This is a genomic window from Paenibacillus mesotrionivorans, assembly GCF_046098205.1.
Lineage (GTDB): Bacteria > Bacillota > Bacilli > Paenibacillales > NBRC-103111 > Paenibacillus_AR > Paenibacillus_AR mesotrionivorans.
Map to the genome: position 1 here is coordinate 193,731 of NZ_JBJURJ010000013.1, position 15,513 is coordinate 209,243.

A 15,513-nucleotide genomic window follows, 5' to 3' on the forward strand; every position below is an offset into this window, starting at 1 on the left:
TTCACTCCTTTTGGTTGTATGTGCGTTTTTATCCGTGGAATGAAAACGCTTTTTCTCTGGTCTGCCTTATCCTATCAGGAGGGTTTGGTTCCCGTAAATCATCATTACTTACGATGGTATCCAATATTCCCGAAAAGTCCGAAATGTACATTTTCTACAGCCTTCACGATTTTTATGAATCCGCTTGCAATAAAAGAAAATAACACGCAGCGCTGCGTGTTATTGGTGTTGCTTCAGATATTGCCCGGGGGACACTCCCTCGTATTTTTTGAAGATGCGGATGAAGGTATTGGCATTGTTGCAGCCCACCATTCCTGCCAGGTCATTCACCTTGATATCCGGCGTTTCACTGATAATCCGCTTGGCTTGTCTGACTCTGTATTCGTTGAGATAGTCCTTAAAGTTATCTCCGATATGCTCCTTGATCAAGAAGCTGATGTAATTGGATGAGAGGTTGAAATGCTCCGCAAGATCCGCCAAGCCAATATCCTTTTGGTAATGGGCATGCATATAATCAATCATCTGGTGAACAACGGAACGGTCCATGTCCCGGTTCTTCTGGCCCGCCGCCTCCACCAGCCGCCCAACCAACGCATAAAGCCGCCGTCGCGTTTCCTCCTCTGTCCGGCCGGACAGGAGCATATCACGGACAGACTGCTCCCCGGCGAATACTTCCGATTCGGTTCGGCTCATCTGCTGCAGGGCACGATTAATCGTGGACAGAAACGCATACAGAAAAAACGGCAGCGCATTCTCATTCAGCCTGCCAGCCCCCAGATTCTCCTCCAGCACATGATCCAGAAGCTCCGTGGCCTGCCCGGCATTGCCCTGAAGGATATGGATAATCATCTCCCGCTCCATCTCCAGCGGGTAATAATAATCCAGCTTCTGCATCCGGGCCAGATCCTCGTAAGTCAATACGGACTGCTTATGCCACACGAGCCGCTGCTCCAGTAAACGCCATGCCGGCTTATAGGAATTCTTCAGCTGATGCGCATGGCAGGCAGGGGGGCCAACAGCAGCCGCTATTGATATGGCAAATTCCGCCTCCACCTCCGCGACCGCCGCCACTAACATCCGCTTGATCGGCTCGAGCCGAACTTCCGGAATCAGAATGGCATAGCTGGATTGGTCTACCTCCACACCTTCGCAGAGCATAAGCTCTTTAATCTGGCCGCGGATCATCTCCATCGTCCGGGATTTGATCTGAAGAATGGCCTCCAAGGAATATTCGTTTTCCCAATCCTTCTCCTCGGGAAAATCAAACAGAACCACGGTGGATTCCTGCCCGAGCCATTCCAATCCGTACCGGACCAGCCCTTGCTGTGCCTGCTCCATGGTCAGAATACCGAACAGCAGATCGCGGAGAAATTTGCTCTTCATGGAAAGCTTGTGATGGCTGATGGTTTCCCGAAGCGTATTATTGGTCTCCCTAATTTCGCTGGCCGTATTCTGGATAAACGAAAACTCATCTGTCCCTTTCCCATCACTGTAATCCGTAAATATGGCCGTAATTCTCCGGATAGGCCTATACATTCGGTTGGCCATGAAAAAAGCCAAACCAGCCCCCAACAGAGCCATTCCCGCATAAACCATGGCTGTGTTCCGCACCAGAGGCCACAGGCTTTGGCCAAGGGACACCTCTGTAGCCAGATATACATAGGCGATATTGTCCAGGGTTGTGGAACGGACCATATGAATGGAGCGGCTGTCCAAGGGAAATTTGCTGTAGCCGGTGGAATCGGCAGTAACCTCAGCAGCGGCCAGCAGATCAGGCACTGCCAGACGTTTCCGGTCCATTGCTCCATCTACCCATACGCGTTCCTGAAAGAGAATTCCGAAATCCTCCTGTCCCTTCAATTGCGGGAGGAGCATATTCTTATAAAAGGAGATAAGAAACATCAGCTCTCCTCCGTTGGCCAAGCTTTCCTTCCGGGCAAAAACCAGCCGCTCCTCAATTTCCGGTGCTCTGTCTGACGGATATGGCGTATGAGCCAGATAAACCTTGGACCATGCCCCGCTTCTCTCCAATTCCTCCAGGTGCTCAATTTCCTCGGCGCTGAAGCCCAGCCCTTGATAATAATAGCTTCGGCTTAAGGTGTTTTGGGGCATAATGACGGTATCATCATGCAGGGCTACTAAATCAATTTGATACCCCAGATTTGTAAACGCATTCAAATTTCCCTTTAATTCTTTGAATACTTGTGTCATCGCGAAGTTATTGGCAGCCGGATTCAATGCATACTCCAGCACATATTGGTTGCCTCGAAGCTGATTCACATAATTCAAAGCCACATTCAGCTTCATGTCCAGTCTGGTTTGAGTCTGCTCCGTGAAGGCTCTCCTTTGGTTGTCCAGTTGAACCTTCATAATCTCAGCATTCTTATACAGATGCACCCCGCCGGCAATCAGCGTATACAGCACGGCCAGCGTAATGAAGGCTGTTGCCAATTTGCGGAGAAATGTTTTCTTCATGATGCGCCCCCTTAACCTGGTGTATGGGTGTATGTGTTTATCCTCGATCGGCTCACATGACATTCAACCCTTACTATACCTTGGCAGGAGACGAATCGTAAATCACCATTTCTTCCAAGCATCACGAAAATCTATATTCGTTTGACCCTTCGCATGTTTTCCGTTGAACATGCCGGCCTTCCTCCGGTATACTGTCAGGCATTTTGATAAAACGGTTATAACGATTTGCGGTATAGGGGTTGTTTCCATTTTCTGATAAAATGGGAAACGTCCGGAGCCTGAGCAGCAGCGGCAATCCAAGCCGGACACGAAGCACTAGGAGGGATAGCTATGAGTTTAAAGCTGCGCGGATACCGTAACGGCGATTTTATGGCTGTACGGAATATGATAGTGGAGAGCTTTGCGGAATCTGGTAATCTGGGAAATTGGCTGATTGACCGCTGGAATTTTTGCCGGATGGTCAGCCATACCATGAATAATACATACGATAGCTGGGAGCAAACGGTAGGCATTTGGGAAGACGCCGACGGGGTTATCACGGGGGTGGTCAACTCCGAAGGGGAAAATAGAGGCGAAGCCTTTTTCCAGGTCCGCACTCCATTAACCACCTCCATATTAGAGGAGATGTTTGCCTTTGCCGAGCACACCCTGCCGTTGCAGGATAAGGACCAGCGGGTGCTTCGGCTGCGAATTCCGGCCGGTGACACTCTGCGGGAGGCCATTGCTTATGAGCGCGGTTATACCAAGCTGGGCGGGGAGGATACCTTATCTGTCCTGTCTTTTACGAATGTGGCCCGGTCGGTGCTGCCGGAGGGTTTCTATGTGAAAACAGGGATCGAAGTTACACCGGAGGCCAAGGCCCTGGCCCATGCCAAGGCTTTTGGCTACTATTCGGCAGCGGAGGACAGAACCTGGCCTCTGGCCTTCCAACGGATGAAGGAGGCGCCTGATTACCGTGCCGAATTGGATTTATCGGTGGTAGATGCCTACGGTGAAGTGGTGTCCTTCTGCACACTGTGGTATGACCCGGTGAACCGGCACGGCATTCTGGAGCCGGTAGGGACGATCCCCGAGGCCCGGCTGAAGGGGCTGAGCCGCGCCGTCATATGGGAAGGCCTGCACCGTTTGAGCGGATACGGCGCGGAGAAGGTGTATGTGGGGTCCACCATGGCCTTCTACAAAAAGCTGGGGTTTGTCCCCGCCTTCACCAGTTATGTATGGGAGAAGCGTCTGTAGCAGAACAGAGTGGAAGAGCCGGCCGCTATTCGTCCTTTATCACAGGCATGATATAGTCCAGCATGATTTTTTCCCCTTTTTCCAGCGGGGTGCAATATCGGGCATAGGTGTAGATGTCGCACCAGTAGAACTGCTCATGATCGATTTTGTACCCTGTTTTAGCGATTGCCTCCGTGGCAAGCAGGTAGGCGCAATCGATAATGTCGTTGAGCGTATCGCCTTCAATCCACATTTTGGCCACGGTCCCGGCGGGGACCGGCTCGTCATACATACCGTCCGGAACGGGGGCTTCCCGCTCCACGAATTTGCCGATAACATATTGGAATTCATCCTGCCCGGCGAATTTGCTCATATGCCCCAGCCCGATATACGGGTCCAGATCCTTACACACCCATTCCTCCAAGGCTGCCAGCCGGTCGAACACCCCTTGCCCAAAAGCCGCCCCCCAGCATTCCTCCCCTGCTTTCTGGAAGGTGGTCCGTTTCATCATCCCTACCACTTTCCGCGGTCCGTATTCCACGTATTCAATTTTCTTCAGCTCCGCCATAATGCGCTTTCCTCCTACAATTCTCAGATTGGTAAATGAAATGCGGGGATAATCCGCAGGTTTGGCTGTTCCCTGCCGGATCTCCGTGGGAGAGGCCTTGTGGTGCTCTTTAAACGCCCGGGTAAAGGACGCATGGGAGCCAAACCCGTACTGGAGGGCGGTATCCAGGATTTTGTTGTCCTCACTGTTCCTTATGTCCCAGGCCGCCAGCGTGAGACGCCGCCTCCGCACATACTCGGCGATGGTCACGCCGGTGACATACACGAATATCCGCTGGAATAAAGGAGCGGGACTCCCTGCCAATTGGCTGACTACCTTGTAATCCACTTCATCGGCGCTGACAGCCAGCTGCTCCAGGTATTCCACTACGCCTTCCAATACTTTCAAGCTGTCCATTGGGACGCCTCCTTTAGGGTCATTATAACGGGCTGCAGGACCGGCGGCTTTGCAAAAGCCGTTCGGATTTTGGTAAGTCGGCAAACTCCCCCCTCTTTCGGGCCTCTCCCCGCCTCTGTGCCACCGGGTTCGAGCTCTAACGGCGGTGAGAGCCTCTATTTCGGCGAAAATGCCCCCTTCGCAATTCTAACGGCGGTGAGCGCCGTTATTTGGCCCAAACTGCCCGCCACACGCCCTTTTTTAGCAAAATAGCGTTCCCTGCTTCCGTTAGAATTTCGAACGCACTGTTTTCAGGCAAATAAAGGCTTCTGCTTCCGTTAGAACCTGTGCATCAACCGTCCCGAAAAACTTCTGGACGCTGAAAACCCTAATTATGCTATAATGCAGATATCAACTATACAACTACGTTGGCGTGAAGCACATGCCGCTTTGGTAACAGCCGGTTTGAAGGAACCTGCTGCTACTGAGGCGGCTTTTTGCGTACATATGGACAAAGAGGTGGAAGGATGAACGTATTCAATTTGGTATATGAGCAATGGTTGGCTGAGCAGATTAAGGTGGCGTCAAATCCCCGCAGAAAAGAGCTGCTGGCAAAGGGGTTAAACCATAGTACAGAAGCTTTTCTGCGGACTATCTGGTTTCCGGCCATTGGAAATTTCGACTTCCTGTACCCCGAATTTGAGGTGCGGGATATGAACAACGGCTGCCGTTATCTTGACCTTGCTTATCTTCCGGGAGGCGGGGCGAAGGGCTGCATCGAGATTCAGGATTACCGTACCCATGCCCGGGACATTGAGGCGGGGCGTTTTAAGGATTTATGCCTGAAGCAGGCTTTGCTTGCTTTGGATGATTGGGTATTTCTGCCCATCGCATATTTGTCCATACGGGATGATCCGGCGGTGTGCAAGCAACTGACACTGGCGTTCGTTGGACGTTTCCTCTCTATCTCCGTTCCGTCGGGATTAGGGTGGGGTCAGGCGGAGGCCTTGCGTTTTGCGTGCAGATTGGCACGCCCCTTTATACCCAAGGAGCTTGCCAACCATCTGCAAATATCGGAACGCCAAACCCGCCATCTCCTCCGCCAGCTGGTCGAACAAGGCAGCCTGGTGGTGTCCAGCGGCAATCAACGCTACCGCTCTTATGAGCTGGGGCGGTAGTCAGAGCAGGTAACTCTATCGGCTGGAAGCAGCCGCGAAACCCGGGTTGAGCAGCTAACGGCGGCCAGAGCCGCTATTTCGGCGAAAAGGCCACCCGCAGAATTCTAACGGCGGTGAGCGCCGTTATTTGACCAAAACAGCCTGCTGCAGGCCCCATTTTAGCATAATAACGTCCCCTGCTTCCTTTAGAATTTTGAATCCCCTATTTTTGGCCAAATAAGGGCTTCTGCTTCCGTTAGAATGCCGCACCTCAACCCGCCGGGCAAAGGGAGTCTGACGCTGCAAATCCTAAAATGCGCCCAACAGAAAAGCCCCGCAGCACGGGGCTTTTTATCCTTTGCTGTTGTGTTATTCCCGGAGCTTCTCCACATACAACGCCAACCGCTCGAAGGTGCCGCCGAAGCCCTCCTCCACATCGGGAATGACAGAGGCGAAGAACGCCAGGTCCTCCGGACCGGCATTGACAGGAGCGCTGGTCATCGTCAGCGTCGTCCGTCCACCTTCTTCCGTGAAGGTGAACTCATTGCGGATTTCCAGCGGATATTCGGGCCAGAACGGAGCGCGAATCAGCTTCCCCTCCTCGTCGGAGAAGGAATTGACGAACACCAGACGATCCGGTGCGGCAATCTCCTGATAGACAAGCTTCACCCACATCACGCCCTCCTCCGTCTCCGTGTAATAACGGAACACGCCGCCGGGGCGACAATCAAATTCCACTACATGCAGCGCGGCGCCTTCCGGCCCCCACCAATGTTTCAGATGCTCCGCCTCAGTGCATGCCTGAAAAACATGCTCCCGGGGGGCGTTAAAGGTGCGGGTGATGACCAACTGCGGACGAGACAGCTTTTCACTCATCATCATTTCCTCCTCATAATAACTGTCGGACTAAGAGGGCTTCTCCTCATTGGTACGCTTCTGCTGCAAGTCTTCAAGATACCGGTCCAGCCGGTCAAAACGGTGATCCCAGATACGGCGGAAGGTGTCCAGCCATACATCCAGTTCCTGTAAGGGCTCCGGCCGCAGCTGGTAGATCCGCCTGTTGGCATCCGGCTGTATGGCCACCAAGCCCGCATGGTGAAGCACCCGGAGATGCTTGGACACCTGGGGCTGCTGCAAGCCCAGCCGCCCGGCAATCTCCCCCACCGTCAGTGGTCCATCCCGCAAAAGCTCCACAATCTGCAATCGGTTGCGCTCAGCAAGTGCAAATAAGGTTTCCTTCATACCCCGAGTATACCTCATAGAGAATATTCCTTTAAAGGAATATTCAGAGCCCGGCTCGAAATAGTCCCGTCGAGCCCAAATCCAAACGTGTCTCCGAGCATGGTTTCAAACGTTCCGCTGAGCACGATTTCAAACGTTCCGCCAGGCACGATTTCAAACTTCCCGCCGGGCATGATTTCATCTTGTACGCAATAACAATGATGAGAGGGGGTCGATTCCGGCAACCTCCGGGGAGCAAATTCCCGCTTTGGGTTACTGTTGGGAGAACTAATTTGGGCACTAATTATATGAGTCTATCGGCTGAATTGATAGAATTTTGGAACAATGTTACACTTTTTCATAGGCAAGCACTGGAAATTCCACTTTGGAGATCAGGATTGGAGGCATCCATGTGATTGAAGTTACTGCGGCTTATGCCGACTCCCTGGCCCCTAACAGCGCCACCATCAAGAACGCACAGGGGCTGGTTCAAAAGAAAAAATTCGTCGGGTTACACCGCTCCGAAACCGGCGATCTGCTGTTTGGCGAATGCCAGGGCAGCGGCAGCTCCAACTATTCCACCTCGGCGGATTTTGCCCAGCCGGAAAAACCGGTATTCCGCTGCACCTGCCCCAGTCGCCAATTCCCCTGCAAACATGCGCTGGGCCTGTTATACGCCTATATCAACGGCCAAAGCTTCACCGAAGCGCCTGTTCCGGAGGACCTGGCAGCCAAGCGGGAAAAGGCCGAGAAACGCGCCGAGAAAAAAGAGCAGGAGGAAGCAAACCCCACTCCGGCCAAACCCAAAAAAACCAACAAATCCGCTCTTTTGAAAAAAATGAATACCCAGTTGGAGGGTTTGGAGCGGCTGGACAAGCTGCTGATGAACATCATCAACGGGGGTTTGGGCACCGTTGACCAGAAAACCCAAACCCTGCTCCAGGGTCAGGTGAAGGAGCTGGGCAATTATTACCTGTCCGGCGCCCAAAATGAGCTCCGCCGTCTCTCTCTGCTGCTTCAGGAAGGAGGCCGCTCCGGTTATGAATATGCCATTGAGCAGTTGGGCTCCATGCATGCCCTCATTAAGAAGGGCCGGACGTATCTTCAAGCCCGCATTGACAGCAAGGGAGAGTCCGCCCCGGATACCGAATCCGAGCTGGAGGAATGGCTGGGCCACGTTTGGCAGCTGTCCGAGCTGAAGGAGCTTGGGTTGTACAAGGAGCAGGCCGAGCTTCTGCAGCTGGCCTTCGCCAACTGGGATGATGCGGCACGTCAGGAATATGTGGATACCGGCTTTTGGCTGGAGCTGGGCACGAATCAGATTCACCGCACCGTTCAGTACCGGCCCTACAAGGCCGCCCGCCATATCCGCGAGGATGACAGCTTTATGGAGGTGGCCAAAGCCAAGGAGCTGTATGTGTATCCCGGCGGGCTGAACCGGCGGGTGCGCTTTGAGGAGTGGACCTCCCGGCCGCCGGAAGCCGGGGATTGGCAGGCAGTGTCGGCCCAGGCCTTCCGTTCATACGGTGAGGCATTGAAGACCGTGCGGAACCAGCTGAAGAACCCGCTGGCCCAGCGTTCCCCCGCCCTCCTGCTCCATGTGTCCGAAACCCGCCTCACCGATCAGGGAGGGTATGTGATCCGGGACAGCACAGGAGCGGAGCTTGCCCTGGAGAACACCGGCGAGCTGGGACGCGGAACCGTAGAGCTGCTTCCTTTTGTCCCGGCGGAGCTGCTGCAGGATGCCTGTATGCTCGTGCTGTTCCGCCACCGCCCGGAGACGGGCCGGCTGGCCATCCAGCCCTTGACTGTCATTCACCGGGACCGCATGGTCCGGCTGCTGTATTAACATACCCAAGCGACTGGAGGGAATACGAATGAGCAACGCGTTACTGTTGGAGCTGAAGCAGGAGACAGACCGGCTGTACATAGCCGGCAGCGGACTGGCGGCGGGCGATTACCGGTTGAAGCGGCTGCTGCCCCGGTTTGAGGCCTTGGCGGCCCAGGCGCCGGTGTTCGGCAAGCTGGCCGAGCTGATCCGGGAGCTGATCGGAGAGCTGATCGGAGAGCAGCCCGGTGCTGCCCAGGAGCCCGGACCCGCCTGGCGGCTGCAGGAATTGGGAGCCCTGTTGGGGTCCATTCTAGCCACCCAAAGCGGCGCCCAGCCCTTGGAGGAGGCAGCTCCCTTGCCGGCTTCGGGCGGGCTGAAATTCGAAACCCGGCTCACCTGCCGCCAGTTGGCTCCTATAGAGCAGGCGCTGACAGAAACCGGCAGCGGCCGTTATGAAATCGTCACCGAAGCCTTTAAGCAGGGGCACTTCTCCGATCTCCGGCTGTTTCCCTTGGTGGTCGAAGGTTTGGGCGATCCGTATCCGGAGCTGGCGGATTATATACAGGAGCATATCATCCCTCTGTATGGGGCGGAGGCAATTCCCTATTTGACCGCCTCCTTCAATCTGCAGGGCGGCAAGCGGGAGGCCCGCAAGCTCCAGCTGCTGGCGAAGCTGGGCGGACAGCCGGAGCTGATCCTGGCCGCAGCCGATGAAGGCAGCGACGAGGTTCGTACAGCCGCCGTAAGAAGCTTGGGAAGCTTGCCCGGCCATACGGACCTCATTATCGGGTATACCAAGGACCGGAAAAAGGCTGTCCGGGAGGCGGCTTACCTGGCACTGGCGGAGGCTGCCGATCCGCAGGGGGCAGAGACGCTGTATGCCGCTTTCTCCGGTAAGGACAGCGAGTTGGCAGCCCACGCTTTATCCAACCATCCCTGGCCGGAGATAAGCCGCCGGCTCATCCCCCTTCTTCGCTCGGACGTGGAGAAGGCCATTGCCGGCAGCTGGGGCGTGGAGGACAAGGAACGGGCCGCAGCATGGAGCCGCATCAGCAATTACTTGGTGGGTTTGGGCCACAGCCGGGAGCCGGAGCTGGAGGAAGTGTTCGCCGAGGTGGTCCGCAACAGCAAGCCCTTCCTGGTTGCCGGATGGGGAGTGCTGTTGGAGCGTGCGGCGGAATATCTGGTCAACAGCCATTCCAAGGAGGCCCTGGAGCTTTTGTTCGGACTGGAGGAGCAGTATCCGCCAGGCATCGACTATTCCTTCCGGGCGGCAGCCGGGCTATTGACGCCGAAGGAGCTGTTCGACCGTTACGGGGACACCTGGACCGACAAGCTGAAGGAAGCCATCGGACGCAAAAAATCCGTCTCCCGTACCGCGCAAATTATCCATGTTATCGAAACTCTTATAAACTATCAGGAGCAGCGCACCTACCGGACGCTGATGTCCGACGGCAGCCTGCGGGAGTATACCCGCATGGAAATGGCCGCTGCCCCGGACATCGCTGACAGATGGGACCCCCGCTGGCTGGACTGGGCTATCCGCCACGACGCAGCGGACCTGGTAGCTGCATTCGCCAGACCGGGGCACAAGGGCTGCCGGGACTATCTCGCCGGCAAACTCCTGACGAAGCAGGGCCGCAATTCCCGGGACAATGCATCCACATACCTGCAAGGCTTGGAGCGTGCCGGTGAGGACCCCGAAGTATTCCGGGAGCTCTTGCTGCAACTGCTGGAGCAGAAAAACATGCAAACCTACTATTCCCTGGACGGGTACATGTTTGAGCAGCTGCTGAAGCTGCCTCCCTCTTACGCCGAGCGGCTCGGCAAGCTGAAAACCACGTACCGCTACGAAAGCGCAAAGCAAATCGAATATGTCCTGGAGGAGATGGTGAAATGACCAAGTCGGCGGAAAATAATGGAGCGGCCCTTCTGCGGCAGCCTGCAGAAGTCTTGTATGCGGAGGAGCTGGAGGAGCTGCGCAAAACGGATGAGGGAAAAGCCCCTACCGGCTGGAGCATGTCTCCCCGGGCTGTGCTCACCTTTATCACAGGTGGCAAAGCAGGCAAAAAGATCATTACGCCCAAGTACATGGGCAATAACCGGCTGGTTGAGATGGCCATCGCCACCCTGGTGACAGACCGGGCCCTGCTCCTGATCGGCGAACCCGGCACGGCCAAATCCTGGCTGTCGGAGAACCTGGCTGCCGCCATCAGCGGCAACTCCGGCCTGATCGTACAGGGCACTGCCGGGACAACGGAGGAGCAGGTGCGCTACTCCTGGAACTACGCCATGCTGCTGGCCAACGGCCCGTCGCAGGAGGCGCTGGTGAAAAGCCCTGTGATGCGGGCTATGGAGACGGGACGGCTTGCCCGGTTCGAGGAAATTTCCCGCTGTGCCTCGGAGGTGCAGGACGCCCTTATCTCCATCCTGTCGGAAAAAACCATCTCCGTCCCTGAGCTGGGTGTGGAGACGGGTGCGCGCAAGGGCTTCTCCGTCATCGCCACCGCCAATACCCGGGACAAAGGGGTCAATGAAATGTCCGCCGCCTTGAAGCGGCGCTTCAACATCATCGTACTGCCTGCCCCGGCGGACATGGAGACGGAGGTGGAGATCGTCCGCAAGCGGGTGGCAGAAATTTCCGCTTCCTACGAGCTTCAGGCTTCTCTGCCTGCGGAGGAAGCATTGGTGAAGGTAGTAACCATTTTCCGGGAGCTTAGGAGCGGCATGACGCTGGACAAAAAAGAAAAGGTGAAGTCCCCCGGCGGCGCTATTTCCACTGCGGAAGCCATATCCCTCCTGACGGGCAGCATGGCTCTGGCCGCCAGCTTCGGCACCGGGGAGCTGCGGGACCAGGACCTGGCCGCCGGGCTCCAGGGCGCCATTGTCAAGGATGATGACAAGGACCGTCTGGTCTGGAAGGAGTATCTGGACCAGATTATGAAGAAGCGCGGCAGCGATTGGCGGGGGCTTTACCAGGCCTGCTTGGAGTTGAACGGATGAGCGCCGGGCCTGAGCTGAAAAGAGAGGCCGCAGCTGCGGCTTCAGGCGCAGAGGCCCCCCATCTGTTCGGTGTCCGGCATCTTTCGCCCGGAGGAGCTTACCATCTCCTCCGGCTGCTTGAGGCCATCAAGCCCACCCTGGTGCTGATCGAAGGACCCTCCGACGCCTCCGGATACATCCCCCATCTGGTCTCCTCCGCTGCCAAACCGCCGGTGGCCATACTGGCCTATACGCAGGAGCTTCCCGTGCGGACAGTGATGTGGCCCTTGGCGGAGTATTCGCCGGAGTACCAGGCCATGAAGTGGGCGGTGCGCCGGGGGGTAGAGGTTCGTTTTATGGATCTGCCCTCGGATGTGACCCTGGCCCTCCAAGACCCGGATTCCCCCCGGGAGCCGGCTACTACGCCTCAGGAGGAGCCAAAGGAGCCGCAGGACCGCGTGGCGGCTCCCGGCGCAGCTCCCGCCGCTCACGAAAGCCCCCCCGCTGCTGTCCGGCGGAACCTCTATGAGGAGCTGGCTGAGCTGGCCGGGGAGCCCAACTATGAAACATACTGGGAGCGTCATTTTGAGCATAATCTGAACCCCGAGGCGTACCGCAGCGCTATCCTGGCCTTCTCCCGCCACATGCGGGAGCTGACGGAGGACGCGGAGCGGCGGGAACGCGGCGGGGAGTTCGCCTATAACGCCGTGCGGGAATCGTATATGGCCCGCTGCCTCCAGGAGGCTCTTGCAGAGGGGCACAAGCCCTCGCAGACTGTAGTGGTTTGCGGCGCTTACCACGCCTCCGCTCTGGCCGGAGCGGCTCCCGCCATGACCGACGGCGAGCTTGGGCAGCTGCCCCGCTGCTCCTCCAAGCTGGCGCTGATGCCGTATTCCTATTACCGGCTGTCCAGCATGTCAGGCTACGGGGCGGGCAACGCCGCCCCCAACTATTTCGCCATGATGTGGGAGGCCATGCTGGAGGGGACTCTTCCCCAGCTCCCCTACCGTTATCTGGCGGAGGCCGCCCGGCTCATGCGCCGTGCAGGTACCCACCGCTCTACCGCCGAGGTGATTGAGGCGGTGCGGCTGGCGGAGGCGCTGGCATCCCTGCATGAGGGCAGCGCAACTGTGCTGGCCGACCTGCGGGATGCCGCGCGGACACTCCTGGGCCAAGGGGACCTGGGCACAGTGGCGGAGGCATTGGCCCGGCTGGATGTGGGCACGGCTATCGGCCGGCTGCCCGAGGGAGTGGGCCAAACGCCAATTCAGGATGATTTCTCCCGGCTGCTCCGGGAGCTGAAGCTGGATAAATACCGCACCGCCGTTGCCTCGGGGCTGACTCTGGACCTGCGGGAAAACCGCAGAGTCTCCTCGGAGGAGGCCGCCCTGCTCGACTTAAGGCGCTCCCGCTTCCTGCACCGGCTCGCCTGGCTGGACATCGGCTTTGCGCAGCATCGGGCCAGCGGCCAGCAGGATGCCTCCTGGAAGGAGGAGTGGGTGCTGCAATGGACCCCCGAAAGCGAAATCCGCCTGGTGGAGGCCGTGCTGCTGGGGGAAACCGTGGAGCTGGCGGCCGCCTTCAAGCTGCGGCAGAGCATGGAAGCCTGCAGCAGCATCGCCGAAGCCTCGCAGCTGATCAACATGGCATGCCTCTGCGGCCTGACCGCCCAGATGGAGACGGGCATCAGCGTCCTCCAGCGCCTGGCCGCCGACAGCCGCGATGTGGCCGGAATGGCCGGCGCAGCCGCCGAGCTGGCAGTGGTGCTGGGCTATGGCACCCTCCGCCGGGTGGAGACCGGGCATCTCGGTCCCATGATGCGCCAGCTGTTCGTGCGCAGCTGCCTGTATCTGCCCGATGCAGCGGGCTGCAGCGACGAAGCGGCGGCGGGGATGGCCCAAGCTATGGGCCAGCTGGATGCCCTAAGCCGCGAGCATGAGGAATGGGCCGACGGGGAGCTGTGGACCGCTGAGCTGCGGAAGCTGGCGGACCGGGATGACCGCAACCCCAAGCTTTCCGGCCTGGCCTGTGCAATCCTGCTGGAGCGTGGCCTTCTGACGGCTGAGGAGGCCGGAGCGGAAATGTCCCGCCGTCTGTCCCCAGGCATCCCGGCTGAGCTGGGTGCGGGATGGTTCGAGGGACTGTCCATGCGCAACCGCTACGCCCTTCTGTCCAGGCCGCATCTGTGGGAGCAGCTGGACGGGTATATTGCAGGTCTGGACGAGGAGCAGTTCCGCCGCGCTCTGGTGTTCCTGCGTCGGGCCTTCAGCACCTTCTCCCACAAGGAGAAAACCATGGCCGCCGAGCTTCTCGGCGAGCTGTGGCGGACGGATACGGAAGAAACCGCAGAAGCGGTAACCGGAGAATTGGGAGAGGAGGAGAAGTCGATGCTGGACAGCTTGAACGATTTTGACTTCGGTGATTTCTGATGGCGGCTCCTGGGGATAAGCTTCCGGTAACCCGCTGGAGACTGATTCTGGGCAGTGCAGGCGAGGAGCGTCTGGCTGAATATGCAGGCGGCGCCGTCTCCCTTACCGAGGAAGAGCGGATTATGGACCAGGCCCTGGCGGCCATTTATGATGACACCACCGGCGAAAGCACAGGTACCGGCTCGGGCACTGGAGGCTCCTCCCGCCGCGGCGCCGGATCGGGCCGTTCCGCCCCGGTGCTGGCCAAATGGCTGGGGGACGTACGCTCCCTGTTCGCCGAGGATACGGTATCCATCATCCAGAATGACGCCATGGAGCGCAAGGGCTGGAAGCAGCTGCTGTTCGAGCCGGAGCTCCTGGCCACCGTGAAGCCGGACATTCAGATGGTGGGCACTCTGATGACCCTCAAGGGAAAAATCCCGGAGAAAACCAAGGACACCGCACGCCTTCTGGTGAAGGCGGTAGTGGATGATCTGGTCCGCCGGATGGAGAATGATATCCGACGGGCCGTGACCGGCGCCTTAAACCGGAGGCAGCATACGCCGCTGCCCTCTCTGTCCGGGATCGACTGGAAACGGACCATCCGCCGCAACCTGAAGCATTATGATCCGGAACGCGGCATCCTGGTGCCGGAGAAGTTCTATTACTTCGACCGGGCCCGCAAGAGCAAGGAATGGACCGTGATCCTGGACATCGACCAAAGCGGCTCCATGGCGGATTCCGTAATCTGGGCCTCTGTGGTGGGCTCCATCTTCGCTTCCATCCCGGCCTTGTCCACCCGCGTGGTGGTGTTCGATACCGAGGTGGTGGATTTAACGGAGGCCTGCGCCAATGACCCTGTGGATATGCTCTTCGGCATCCAGTTGGGCGGCGGCACGGATATCCACAAATCCGTCCGGTATTGCGAGCAGTTTGTGGAGGAGCCCAAAAAAACCCTCTTCATCCTGATCTCCGACCTGATCGAAGGCGGAAGCCAGGCCGGGTTGATCCGGCGTATGCGGGAAATGCGGGAATCCGGCGTCCGCACCCTCTGCCTCCTGGCCCTCTCCGACAGCGGGAAACCCTACTATGACGAGAATGTAGCCCGCCAGTTCGCCCGGGACGGCACTCCCAGCTTCGCCTGCACCCCCGCCATGCTGCCCACTCTGGTGGAAGGCGCCTTGAAGGGAGCCGACCTGGGTGAGCTTGCCAAAGGCCTGAACGTCCAGCAGGCATAATCAGCTATCCACCGCAACCTAAAAAGGAGCTTCGCTTCCGACA

The 15,513-nt window shown here is 57.7% G+C and carries 11 protein-coding genes; 7 read left to right on the plus strand and 4 right to left on the minus strand.

Annotated features, from left to right (window positions below):
• Positions 1-219: 219 nt before the first annotated feature.
• Complete coding sequence (locus ACI1P1_RS19845; RefSeq protein WP_416218184.1) at positions 220-2,475, minus strand: helix-turn-helix domain-containing protein; 2,256 nt, start codon at positions 2,473-2,475, stop codon at positions 220-222.
• A gap of 330 nt (positions 2,476-2,805) precedes the next feature.
• Between ACI1P1_RS19845 and ACI1P1_RS19850 the strand changes: the two genes are divergently transcribed.
• Positions 2,806-3,711, plus strand: coding sequence for a GNAT family N-acetyltransferase (locus ACI1P1_RS19850; protein ID WP_416218185.1), 906 nt, complete (start codon positions 2,806-2,808; stop codon positions 3,709-3,711).
• 25 nt (positions 3,712-3,736) lie between these two features.
• Here ACI1P1_RS19850 and ACI1P1_RS19855 read toward each other — a convergent pair whose 3' ends face one another.
• Complete coding sequence (locus tag ACI1P1_RS19855) at positions 3,737-4,654, minus strand: helix-turn-helix domain-containing protein (RefSeq protein WP_416218186.1); 918 nt, start codon at positions 4,652-4,654, stop codon at positions 3,737-3,739.
• 506 nt (positions 4,655-5,160) lie between these two features.
• Here ACI1P1_RS19855 and ACI1P1_RS19860 point away from each other — a divergent pair.
• Entirely contained in the window at positions 5,161-5,811 is a 651-nt protein-coding gene (locus tag ACI1P1_RS19860) for a transcriptional regulator (RefSeq protein ID WP_416218187.1), read from the plus strand.
• A 348-nt stretch (positions 5,812-6,159) separates the two neighbouring features.
• Here ACI1P1_RS19860 and ACI1P1_RS19865 read toward each other — a convergent pair whose 3' ends face one another.
• On the minus strand, positions 6,160-6,672 hold the full coding sequence (locus ACI1P1_RS19865; protein ID WP_416218188.1) for an SRPBCC family protein: 513 nt from the start codon (positions 6,670-6,672) through the stop codon (positions 6,160-6,162).
• Between the two features lie 24 nt (positions 6,673-6,696).
• The gene (locus tag ACI1P1_RS19870) at positions 6,697-7,050 is read right to left on the minus strand and encodes an ArsR/SmtB family transcription factor (protein WP_416218189.1); all 354 of its coding nucleotides are present in this window, start codon (positions 7,048-7,050) and stop codon (positions 6,697-6,699) included.
• A gap of 373 nt (positions 7,051-7,423) precedes the next feature.
• On the opposite strand from ACI1P1_RS19870, the gene ACI1P1_RS19875 reads away from it, so the two are divergent.
• Genes ACI1P1_RS19875 through ACI1P1_RS19895 form a run of 5 tightly spaced genes read left to right on the plus strand, consistent with a single transcriptional unit; the run spans position 7,424 to position 15,470 of the window.
• Complete coding sequence (locus ACI1P1_RS19875) at positions 7,424-8,860, plus strand: SWIM zinc finger family protein (protein WP_416218190.1); 1,437 nt, start codon at positions 7,424-7,426, stop codon at positions 8,858-8,860.
• 28 nt (positions 8,861-8,888) lie between these two features.
• Entirely contained in the window at positions 8,889-10,742 is a 1,854-nt protein-coding gene (locus ACI1P1_RS19880) for a HEAT repeat domain-containing protein (protein ID WP_416218191.1), read from the plus strand.
• Complete coding sequence (locus ACI1P1_RS19885; protein ID WP_416218192.1) at positions 10,739-11,845, plus strand: AAA family ATPase; 1,107 nt, start codon at positions 10,739-10,741, stop codon at positions 11,843-11,845. Before ACI1P1_RS19880 ends, ACI1P1_RS19885 begins: the two co-directional genes overlap by 4 nt.
• A complete protein-coding gene (locus ACI1P1_RS19890) occupies positions 11,842-14,253 on the plus strand; it encodes a DUF5682 family protein (RefSeq protein ID WP_416218193.1) in 2,412 nt (803 codons plus the stop codon). The genes ACI1P1_RS19885 and ACI1P1_RS19890 overlap by 4 nt, the downstream gene beginning before the upstream one ends.
• Positions 14,253-15,470 (plus strand): VWA domain-containing protein, encoded by a 1,218-nt coding sequence (locus ACI1P1_RS19895; RefSeq protein WP_416218194.1) that lies wholly within the window; start codon positions 14,253-14,255, stop codon positions 15,468-15,470. The genes ACI1P1_RS19890 and ACI1P1_RS19895 overlap by 1 nt, the downstream gene beginning before the upstream one ends.
• Positions 15,471-15,513: the final 43 nt, after the last annotated feature.

Coding starts and splice junctions, on each gene's coding strand:
- ACI1P1_RS19885 (WP_416218192.1), top strand. CDS start 10,739: ATGACCAAGTCGGCGGAAAATAATGGAGCGGCCCTTCTGCGGCAGCCT.
- ACI1P1_RS19890 (WP_416218193.1), top strand. CDS start 11,842: ATGAGCGCCGGGCCTGAGCTGAAAAGAGAGGCCGCAGCTGCGGCTTCA.
- ACI1P1_RS19855 (WP_416218186.1), bottom strand. CDS start 4,654: ATGGACAGCTTGAAAGTATTGGAAGGCGTAGTGGAATACCTGGAGCAG.
- ACI1P1_RS19865 (WP_416218188.1), bottom strand. CDS start 6,672: ATGATGATGAGTGAAAAGCTGTCTCGTCCGCAGTTGGTCATCACCCGC.
- ACI1P1_RS19880 (WP_416218191.1), top strand. CDS start 8,889: ATGAGCAACGCGTTACTGTTGGAGCTGAAGCAGGAGACAGACCGGCTG.
- ACI1P1_RS19870 (WP_416218189.1), bottom strand. CDS start 7,050: ATGAGGTATACTCGGGGTATGAAGGAAACCTTATTTGCACTTGCTGAG.
- ACI1P1_RS19850 (WP_416218185.1), top strand. CDS start 2,806: ATGAGTTTAAAGCTGCGCGGATACCGTAACGGCGATTTTATGGCTGTA.
- ACI1P1_RS19845 (WP_416218184.1), bottom strand. CDS start 2,475: ATGAAGAAAACATTTCTCCGCAAATTGGCAACAGCCTTCATTACGCTG.
- ACI1P1_RS19860 (WP_416218187.1), top strand. CDS start 5,161: ATGAACGTATTCAATTTGGTATATGAGCAATGGTTGGCTGAGCAGATT.
- ACI1P1_RS19895 (WP_416218194.1), top strand. CDS start 14,253: ATGGCGGCTCCTGGGGATAAGCTTCCGGTAACCCGCTGGAGACTGATT.